Origin of the sequence: Pyxidicoccus fallax, from assembly GCF_012933655.1 — a bacterium.
GTDB classification, from domain to species: domain Bacteria; phylum Myxococcota; class Myxococcia; order Myxococcales; family Myxococcaceae; genus Myxococcus; species Myxococcus fallax.
In genome coordinates this window covers 1-9,859 of record NZ_JABBJJ010000417.1, presented here as the reverse complement: position 1 = coordinate 9,859, position 9,859 = coordinate 1, and the positions used below count along the sequence as shown (strand labels likewise).

At 72.4% G+C, this 9,859-nt stretch carries 7 protein-coding genes; 4 read left to right on the top strand and 3 right to left on the bottom strand.

Annotated elements, in window-relative coordinates; all coding sequences use genetic code 11:
- Nucleotides 1-318 precede the first annotated feature (318 nt).
- On the top strand, nucleotides 319-1,173 hold the full coding sequence (locus HG543_RS47215) for a lysophospholipid acyltransferase family protein (protein WP_169351539.1): 855 nt from the start codon (nucleotides 319-321) through the stop codon (nucleotides 1,171-1,173).
- Entirely contained in the window at nucleotides 1,170-2,117 is a 948-nt protein-coding gene (locus HG543_RS47210) for an NAD-dependent epimerase/dehydratase family protein (protein WP_169351538.1), read from the top strand. Before HG543_RS47215 ends, HG543_RS47210 begins: the two co-directional genes overlap by 4 nt.
- 551 nt (nucleotides 2,118-2,668) lie before the next feature.
- Here the strand turns inward: HG543_RS47210 and HG543_RS47205 are convergent.
- A complete protein-coding gene (locus tag HG543_RS47205; RefSeq protein ID WP_343073614.1) occupies nucleotides 2,669-2,992 on the bottom strand; it encodes a hypothetical protein in 324 nt (107 codons plus the stop codon).
- Between the two features lie 184 nt (nucleotides 2,993-3,176).
- On the opposite strand from HG543_RS47205, the gene HG543_RS47200 reads away from it, so the two are divergent.
- Nucleotides 3,177-7,058, top strand: coding sequence for a tetratricopeptide repeat protein (locus tag HG543_RS47200; protein ID WP_169351536.1), 3,882 nt, complete (start codon nucleotides 3,177-3,179; stop codon nucleotides 7,056-7,058).
- 1 nt (nucleotide 7,059) lies between these two features.
- Complete coding sequence (locus HG543_RS47195; protein ID WP_343073613.1) at nucleotides 7,060-7,452, top strand: hypothetical protein; 393 nt, start codon at nucleotides 7,060-7,062, stop codon at nucleotides 7,450-7,452.
- A 16-nt stretch (nucleotides 7,453-7,468) separates the two neighbouring features.
- On the opposite strand, the gene HG543_RS47190 is transcribed toward HG543_RS47195, so the two are convergent.
- Nucleotides 7,469-9,556, bottom strand: coding sequence for a RecQ family ATP-dependent DNA helicase (locus tag HG543_RS47190; protein ID WP_169351535.1), 2,088 nt, complete (start codon nucleotides 9,554-9,556; stop codon nucleotides 7,469-7,471).
- A 46-nt stretch (nucleotides 9,557-9,602) separates the two neighbouring features.
- Nucleotides 9,603-9,857, bottom strand: coding sequence for a DUF3006 family protein (locus HG543_RS47185; protein WP_371876548.1), 255 nt, complete (start codon nucleotides 9,855-9,857; stop codon nucleotides 9,603-9,605).
- Nucleotides 9,858-9,859: the final 2 nt, after the last annotated feature.

The following is a 9,859-nucleotide window of genomic DNA, read 5'->3' as shown; positions in this document are numbered from 1 at the left end:
GGCCGGGACGACGGCGGCGGCGGGGGTCATCGCACAACCTCCTGACACCAGGGCCACGCACAGCAGGACGAGCGTCGAACGCATGGGCCGGGGAATTGTTCCCGCCGCCAGCGCTCCGCAGGGCAGGGCGCGTGTGGAGCGTCCACTGGTGGAGAGCGGGTGTCCCGCCGTGTCCGACAGCGTACGCCCCACTCCTTCCTTCGTCGTACGGCGTCTGTCCTCCGGGTGACGGCTCCGGCGCCCGGGCCGGCCCGAAAAAGGCCACCGCCGGAGGGCGGACCCTCCCGGAGCGGGGGCCGGTGGTGTAGACACCCCCTCATGCTGGAGCGCATCACCGACCGAGTGAAGAAGGGCCTGCGCGACTGGACGGACCGGCTGGCCACCGACGAGCAGAAGGACCGGATGCTGGCCCTGGCTCGCCCCGAGAACGAGTACGGGGTGGACCCGTTCGGCTACAACCTCGACTTCAGCCTGTCCGCCGTGGCGCCCTTCCTGTGGCTCTACCGGAACTACTTCCGGGTGGAGACGTACGGCATCGAGAAGGTCCCCGCCGGCCGGGTGCTGCTGGTGTCCAACCACTCGGGGCAATTGCCATTGGATGGCGCCATGATTGGCGTCTCCATGATGCTGGAGGCCACCCCGCCGCGCGCCATCCGCAGCATGGTGGAGAAGTGGGTGCCCTCGCTGCCCTACGTATCCACCTTCATGGCCCGCATGGGGCAGATTGTCGGCACGCCGGAAAACTGCCGCCGGCTGCTGGAGTCCGAGGAGGCCATCCTCGTCTTCCCGGAGGGCACCCGCGGCATCAACAAGCTGTGGCCCCAGCGCTACCAGCTCCAGGAGTTCGGCCTGGGCTTCATGCGGCTCGCGCTGGAGACGCGCACCCCCATCGTCCCCATCGCCGTGGTGGGCGCCGAGGAGCAGGCCCCGGCGCTGATGGACCTCAAGCCCGTGGCGAAGCTGCTCGGGTTCCCGTCCTTCCCCGTCACGCCCACGGGGTTGCCCATTCCGCTGCCCACGAAGTACCGCATCTATTACGGCGAGCCGCTGCGCTTCACCGGCCGCCCGGATGACGAGGACAGTGAGCTGGACAAGAAGGTCCGCACCGTGAAGGCCGCCATCCAGTCCATGCTGCACCAGGGCCTCAAGGAGCGCCGGGGGGTGTTCTGGTGAGCCCCGCGTCCAATGGCCCCCAGCGGCCCGCCGTCGTCGTCACCGGCATCAGCGGCAACCTCGGCCGCACGCTCGCCAAGCTCTTGCACAAGCACGAGCGCATCATCGGCATCGACCGGCGCCCCTTCGTGGGCCGGCCGAAGGACGTGGAGATGTACGAGCTGGACCTCCGCAAGAAGAAGGCGGAGGACGTCTTCCGGAAGAACGACGTCCGCGCCGTCATCCACATGGGCATCATGCATGACCCGCGGATGAGCGAGGAGGAGCACCACTCGTTCAACGTCGTGGGCACCACGCGCCTGTTGGAGTACTGCGCGAAGTACGGCGTGAAGAAGGTGGTCGTCCTCTCGTCGGCCAACGTCTACGGCCCCAGCCCCGACAACTCCAACTTCCTCACCGAGGACGCGCCGCTGATGGCGGCCAGCCGCTTCTCCGGCGTGAGGGACCTCATCGAAGTGGACATGCTCGCGCATGGCTTCTTCTGGAAGCACCCGCACATCGAGACGGTCATCCTCCGCCCCGTCCACATCGTCGGGCCCACCATCAAGAACGCGCCCTCCAACTACCTGCGCCTGCGCCGCCCGTGGGTGATGGCCGGCTTCGACCCCATGGTGCAGCTCATCCACGTGGAGGACGTGGCGCGCGCCATGGTGGAGGCCCTCCGCCCGGAGCCCAAGGGCGTCTACAACGTCGTGGGCCCCGGCGAGGTGCCCCTGTCCGCGGTGATGCGCGAGCTGGGCCGCAGCCCCATTCCCGTGCCGCACCCCGTGGCCCGCCCGCTGCTGCGCACGCTGTTCAAGTACCGGCTCGCCAACTTCCCGCCCCCGGAGCTGGACCACATCCAGTTCCTCTGCGCCGTGGATGGCAACCGCTGGGTGAAGGACGTGGACTGGAAGCCGCGCCACTCCATGCGCGACACCATCCGCTCCGTCATCGGCGAGTAGTGACTGGAAAGTCCGAGAGCCCCTGACACGGGTGTCAGGGCCCATGGGTCGCCCGCCGCGCGGGGACCTGACAGCGATGTCAGGACCGGCAGGGCAGGGCAGGCAGGCAGCCGGGCCCGAGCCACTGCAAGTCCTTGAATCTCCAAGGGGTCGGCCCGCTCCAGGAAGGGGCGGGGCCGCTGGCACTCGCATTGCTCTAGGAAAGCCACGAAACGGCGCGGCGACGCGGGCCTTCGGAAACACAGCGTCGCCACTCGCCAGACTGTCAGGGCGCTCCATGGGGGAGTTCCCGACGCCTGCTGTCCCGGCCGGCCCCGGGACATCAGGCGGATTCTTGTAGGGGACTCCATTGGGGAGCCCCCGACGTCCACCGCCTCGGCCGGCCCCGGGTCGGTGGACGGATTCTTGTAGGGCGCTCCATTGGGGGGCTCCCGACGCCTGGTGTCCCGGCCGGCCCCGGGACATCAGGCGGATTCTTGTAGGGCGCCCCATTGGGGGGCTCCCGACGCCCACCGCCTCGGCCGGCCCCGAGACGGTGGGCGGTTTCTTTTCTACGGCAGCTCGCCCTCGAAGGGCCCGTCGAGCTGCCGCTCCAGCAGCCACACCCCGTTCCGGAAGACGAACTCCGAGACGACGAGGGCGGTCTGCTCGGAGGCGGACGGCAGGCGCATCCACTGGATGCGGCTCTGCACGGTGGCGCGCTGCCCGTCCTCGGAGACCTTCACATCCTCGATTTCGTAGTCGGTGATGGTGAGGTCCCGGTCGTCGTGCCGTTCGATGCGGGCGCGCTGGAAGTCCAGCTGCCGCTCCGGGACGATGAGGCGGGCGGCCGCCCGGTAGTCCCTCCACCGGATGGCCTGGTGGAACTGCTCCACCGTGGGTTTGAGTGCCTCCAGATTGGATTTCTTGGATGCCGTTGCGCATGCCCCGAGGGCGAGCGCGAGGAAGAGGGCAGGCAGGCGATTCACGGCCGGGACGGTAGCACCCGGTGGACGCGCCGGACGAGGGCGCGGTGGTATGTTCCGGCTCCCCTCCCGAGTACCGGAGTCGTGAGCACACATGGCCAAGTCGATGGTGGAGCGCTACGAGCAGCTCCTCCGGCAGGACCCTACTTCTTCCGTCTTCGTCGAGCTCGCCAAGGCCCTGCTGGAAAAAGGGGAAGCGGCGCGCGCCATCGAAGTCTGCGGGCAGGGCATCTCGCACCACCCCACGTCCACCGTCGGACGTGTGCTGTGGGGCAAGGCGCTCATCCAGTTGGGGCGTCCCGCGGAGGCGATGGAGCAGTTCGACCAGGCCATCAGCATCGAGAAGGACAACCCCTACGCGTACAACCTCATTGGCGAGGTGCTGTTGCAGCGGGGCCTGTACCGCTCGGCGCTGCCCATCCTCCGCAAGGCGGTGACGCTGCAGCCCAATGACGGGCGCGTGAAGCTGTGGCTGGAGCAGGCCCAGCAGGCGCTGGCCGGAGGGCCGGCCCCCGTCTTCGCGGACCTGATGGGGCTGGAGAAGCCCAAGGCGGACGACGACGCCGAGGCACCGGAGGGCGCGCAGGAGTCGGGCGCCGCCGCGCCGATGGCCGCCGCGAGACTGCGCGCCGCCGCGCTCGGAGACACCGCGAAGGTGAAGCTGGCCGAGGGCGCCGAGGCGGGCGCGCGCAAGGCGGGTGCGGCACGCGCGAATGGCGCGGCCGGAGCGCAGGCGGGTGCTTCCGGGGCGAAGGGCGCCGGGGCGGCCGCGAATGGCGCGGCCGGAGCGCAGGCGGGAGCCGCGGGAGTGAAGGGCGCCGCCGGAGCGCAGGCGGATGTTTCCGGTGCACCGAGCGCGGCCGGCGCGCGGGCGGGAGGCCCTGGTGCGGATGGGGCCGCTGGCGCCACGTCGCGGCGGACGGAGGACGCGGGTGCGGAGGGTGACTCCGCGTCCGGAGCGGGCGCGGAAGGCGCCGACTCCCTGGAGGCCGCGGGTGCGTCCGGAGCCCCGGGCGAGCACGCCGGCGTGGACTCCACGCGGGACGTCGCGGACTCCCTGGGACTGATGAACCGGAGCGTGCCCACGCGGACGTCGTCGGGCGCGGAGCTGCCGGGGCTGGACCTCTCGCTGGACGACGAGGACGGCGACCAGGCCACTGGCGCCGCGGGCACGCCGCCCTCCGAGGCGCCGCGGGACGCGTCCGGCGAGTCGTTCTCCGCTTCCGGAGAGGCACCGGAGGGCGCGGACGCCGGGCAGGACGCGTCCGGATCCGAGGCTGGCGGGCGTGACGAGGGGCTCCAGGCCGCTCCGCCCGAGGGGACGAGCGAGCTGCCGCTGCTGCTGTCCGGCGAGTTCACCACGGCGAAGCCGACGATTCCGGCCAGCGGCGGCGGACTGCTGGGAGACCTGCCGCCTCCCGAGCCCACCGGGGCGGCGCCCGTGGCGAAGCGCTCCACGCCGGTGCGCCCGTCGGGAGGCAAGCGCTCGCTGCTCGACGACATCCCGGACGCCACGGCGCAGACGGCGCAGGTGGCCGCCGCCAAGACGGCGCCCAAGCAGGACACGGAGGCGCTCACCGCCGCCTACGAGAAGGAGCTGCGCGCGAAGCTGGAGCGCGAGGCCGCGAAGACGTCATTCATCGCGCGGCACGGCGTGAAGGCCGCCGGCGCGGTGGTGGCGGTGGTGGTGCTGGCCATCATCATCGGCGGCTTCCTCAAGTACCGCGCGGACCAGGGCGGGCAGACGCTGAACGAGACGCTGGCCCGAACCGAGGACCTCATCATCCAGGACTCGCGCGGCTCGCTGGACGCGGCGCTCGCGCAGCTGGCTCGCGCGCGGGAGATGGACGAGAGCAGCAGCCGCGCCTGGGCGCTCACCGCCTGGACGCACGCGCTGCTCTTCGCGGACCACGGCATGTCGCCGGAGGACCGCCGGCAGGCGCTGGAGGCGCTGGAGAAGCCCGGTGTGAAGGAGGGCTCGCCCGCGCTGGTGCTCACCACCAACGTGCTGGTGGCCGATGACCGGGGCCGCGAGCCCGCCCGCCGCGCGCTGCTCGCGGCGCAGGAGGACAGCACCGAGGTCCATGCGCTCGCCGGCGGCCTGCTGCTGGAGGCCAAGGACGAGAAGAAGGCGCTGGAGCGCTTCGACCGCGCGCTGCGGGCCTCGGCCGCCAACGTGCGCGCGCTGGTGGCGCTGGGCAACTACTACCTGGTCTCCGAGGACTTCCCGCAGGCCATCGAGATGTTCGAGCGCGCGCGCAAGAAGTCGCCCGAGCATGCCGGGGCGCGCATCGGCCTCGCCGAGGCGCGGCTCGCGCTGGACCAGGACCTGAACGCGGCGCTGGCGGACGTGGCGCCGCTCGCGACGGACGCGAAGCTGCCGGCCGCGCTGAAGGGGCGCCAGCAGCTGGTGCACGGCGAGCTGCTGGCCGCGCAGGGCAAGCACGACGAGGCCCGCGCCCTGTTGTCCAAGGGCGCCCAGGGCCCGCTGGCCTTCGAGTTCCAGCTGGCGCTGGGGGCCACCGGCCGCGCGGCGGGGAAGCTGGACGTGGCGCAGGCGGCGTACGAGGCCGCCCTCAAGCTGCAGCCCAAGAGCGACGAGGCCCGCGAGGGCCTGGGCCGCACGCTGCTGGACCGCGACCGCGAGCGCGAGGTGCTGACGCGGCTGGAGGGTGACGGGGGCCGCAAGGTGGCCCTGGTGCGCGGCGCCGCCTACGCGAAGCTGGGCGACTGGAAGAAGGCCCGCGCGGAGCTGGCGCGCACGCGGGTGAACGACCGCTATCCGCCCGAGGCCGTGTCCTGGCTGGCGCTGGCGGACGCCGCGGAGGGCAACGCCACCCAGGCGCGCGAGGTGCTGGAGAAGGCGCTGGCCGCCGCCAAGCGCCCGCGCAACGACATGCGCCTAGCGCTGGGGCAGGTGTACCTGCGCGAGCGCGCCTTCGACAAGGCGCAGGCCCAGTTCGAGGAGGCGCAGAAGGACCCGCGCGACTACGAGGCGTCCTGCTCGCTGGGGCGCCTGCTCCTGATGCGCGGGCTGCCGGACATGGCCCTCAAGCCGCTGACGCAGGCGGTGGAGCGCAACGGCGCGCACGGCGAGGCGCGGGACGCGCTGGGCCGCACGCTGCTGGCGCTGGGGCGCACGCCCGAGGCCCTCAAGCAGTTCGAGGCGTGGCAGCTGGAGAACCCGGGCAGCGCGGGCGCGCACAAGGGCTTCGCGCTGGCGCTGTACCACGCGGGCCGCCGCAAGGAGGCGGAAGGCGCGGTGGGCCGCGCGACGAAGCTGGCGCCGGAGGACGCGGAGGCGCACCGGCTGCGCGCCGCCATCCTCTTCGCCGCGGGCGACGCGCGGGGCGGCTTCTCCGCGCTGGAGCGCGCCAACAGGCTGGACCCGAAGGACCCGGACACCTTCTGCGAGATTGCCCACGCCTTCCTGCGCCAGGGCAACGCGGACAACGCGGACGCGGCCTTCGCCGCGGCCCGGCGCGAGGGCCCGGACGCCACCTGCGGCCGGGTGGGCGAGCTGTACGCGCAGCTGCCCGCCGGCGGCCGTCCCGCGGCGCGCACGCTGGAGGACCTGGCCGCCCGCGCGCCCACCACCTGGGACAAGGCCTTCGCGCGCGCCGCCATGGCGCGGGTGCTCTTGGGCGCCGGGGCGCTGAAGGACGCGCGCGCCGCGGCGGACGAGGCGGTGAAGCTGGCGCCGCACGAGGGACGCTCGCACCTGGCGCTGGGGCTGGTGGCCCTCAAGCAGCGGCAGGAGGCGGAGGCGAAGGCGGCGCTGTCCAAGGCCGTGGAGCTGGAGCCCACGGACGGGCCAGCGCACCTGGCGCTGGCGGACCTGCTGGTGCGCGAGTCCGCGGAGCTGCCCCGGGCCATCGAGTCGTACGAGGCCTTCCTGCGGCTGGCGGGCGGCTCACAGGAGGCGGCGCGGGTGAAGAAGGCGCTGCCGTCCCTCAAGAAGAAGGCGGCCCGATAGCGTGAGGCCCTCCTCGTCACCACCACCACCCGAGGCCCCACTGTTCCGCATCATGTGGGGCAACGCGTTCCTGCTCTCGCTCATCTACCTCGCGGTGGGGCTCGTGGTGGAGCTGGCGCTGACCCGGTGGCAGACGCCGTTCCTCCGGAACCTGTCGCTGTCGCTGGACTCACTCCCCGCGCGCGCCCTGGAGCTGGTGGGCGCCATGGGGCCGCTGCGCCAGGCCTACCTGACGGACCAGATTCCGAAGTACGGCCTGCGCATCATCTTCGGCCTCACCACCATGGCGGTCATCTTCCTGCTCGCGCTGGTGGTGGGCACCTTCATGGGCGGGCTGCGCGTGTTCCTCATGCGCCGGGCCTACCGGCGCGCGGGCGGCGACCGCCACCCCTGAAGCCGGCCCGTGCGCCTCACGCCGAGCGCCGCACCCGGGCCTTGCGCACCCGGGGCGGCGTGGCGGGCACGGCCTGCGGCTCGTGGCCCGCCGCGCGCGCCATGAGGCAGATTTCCACCACCTTGGGGCCGAAGCGCTCCCAGCGGCTCTCCCCGGTGCCCTTCACCGCGAGGAAGGACTCCCGGTCGATGGGCAGCGCCGCGGACAGCCCCAGCAGCGTGGCGTCGTTGAAGATGATGAAGGGCGCGACGCCCAAATCCTTCGCCAGGTCCTTGCGCCACCGGCGCAGCTCGGTGGAGGCCAGCTCGCTGTAGCTCGTCACCGGCACCGCCGCCGAGGAAGCGGCGCGCGCGCGGGACGACGCGGCGGGCCCACCGACCAGCAGCACCGGCAGCTTCTCCGGCGCGCACACGTCGCAGTTGCCGCACGAGGCCCCCACGTCCCGCTGGCCGAAGTAGCGCAGAATCGCCCCGCGCCGGCACCGCTTGTCCCGGTCCGAGTACGCGTACTCCGTCATCCGCCGCAGCAGCGAGAGGTTCTGCCGCTCCTGCTCACGCACGCGGCTCAAGTCCAACCCCAGCTCGCGGAAGGGCACCCGCTCCAGCGCGCGGATGGAGCGCCCGGAGAAGGGCCGCCGCACCTTCGCCGCGCCGGACTTCTCCAGGAGGCTCAGCGCGTGGCGCACCTCGTCCACCGACAGCCCCGTGCGCCGGGCGAGAATCGGCAGCTCCGTGGTGGCCTGCCGCCCCACGGGGAACGTCTCCAGCAGCGACTTCAGGAGCCGCTGCGCGTCCGGCGAGTGCGGGTGCGCGGCCGGCGCCTTCTCCGTCAGGGTGATGCCGTGCTCGCCCTCACCGCGGCCCCCGCGCTCAATCTTCCCCTCGCGCTCCAGGATGCGCAGCGCCGCGGAGACCTCGAACTCGCTGGCGTTCACCGTGCCCGCCAGCGCGTAGACGCCGCGCTCGAACTCCTCCACCGACTGGAGCACGTTCCACACGTCCCCGAACACCGCCTCGGAGGGGTGGCTGCTCTGGATGAGCCGCTCCTGCGTGTACACGTCCGCGTGGTTGAAGAGCAGCACCGCCCGCGCGTCGCCCCCGTCGCGGCCCGCGCGGCCAATCTCCTGGTAGTACGCCTCCACGGCGCGGGGGATGTTGGCGTGCGCCACGAAGCGGATGTCCGGCTTGTCGATGCCCATGCCGAACGCGTTGGTGGCCACCGCCACCGCGTCCTTCGTGGACATGAACGTGTCCTGCGCCCGGCGCCGCGCGTCGTCCTCCATGCCCGCGTGGTACAGCACCGCCTTCAGTCCCTTGCCGTGCAGCTCGGAGAAGATGCCCTCCGCCGCCCGGCGCGTGGAGCAGTAGATGATGCCGCTGCCGCCCAGCGCCGCCAGCCGCGCGCACGCCTCGTACCGGTCCTGGTCGCCACCCACCTCCTGCTGGCCCAGGAAGAGGTTGGGGCGGTCGAACCCCATGGCGAACTCCTGCGGGTCCTTCATCAGCAGGATGCGGATGATGTCCGCGCGCACCTCGGGCGTGGCCGTGGCGGTGAGCGCCACCGTGCGCGGCGGGCGCAGGCGCTTGCGCACCTGGCCCAGCAGCGCGTAGTCCGGCCGGAAGTCGTGGCCCCACTGCGAGATGCAGTGCGCCTCGTCCACGGCGAACAGGTCCACGCCCACCTCGGCCAGCGTCTCCAGGAAGCTCAGGCTCCGGAAGCGCTCGGGCGCCACGTACAGCAGCTTGTACTCGCGCGCACGCAGCCGGCGCATGCGCTCGGCCCGCTCCAAATCGGACAGCGACGAGTTGATGAAGGTGGCCGAGATGCCCCGCGCGGTGAGCGCCTCCACCTGGTCCTTCATCAGCGCAATCAGCGGGGACACCACCAGCGTCAGCCCCGGCAGCAGCGTGGCGGGCAGCTGGTAGCACAGGCTCTTGCCCGCGCCGGTGGGCATCACCACCACCGTGTTGCGCCCGCTCATCACCGACGAGATGACCTGGTCCTGCCCCGGCCGGAACTGCGTCAGGCCGAAGTGGCGCACCAGGCCCTGCTGTGCTTCCTCGATGTAGGGCAGGGCCACGGGCATCGCACGCATGTTCACCATCCAGCTCCAGCCGTCAACGGAAACGTCGCCAGCGCGCCACCCCACCTCACAGGTCGAGCCCCGGCGGGACAGGAACAGCCAGCAGCGCCCGTCTGCGCGCCACCTCACGCACCCGCCGCGCCGTCCGCTCCGGGTCCAGCCGGCCGTCAACCACCACGTCCCCCTCGCGCACTCCCGCGGGCAGTGCCGCTCGCTCCACCGTGCACGCCTGCCCGGTCTCCAGCCGCACCACCTGCGCCCGCGCCTCCTCCAGGAGCTCCACGTGCCACGAGCCCCCCAGCCCCACCGCGCCCACCATCAGCC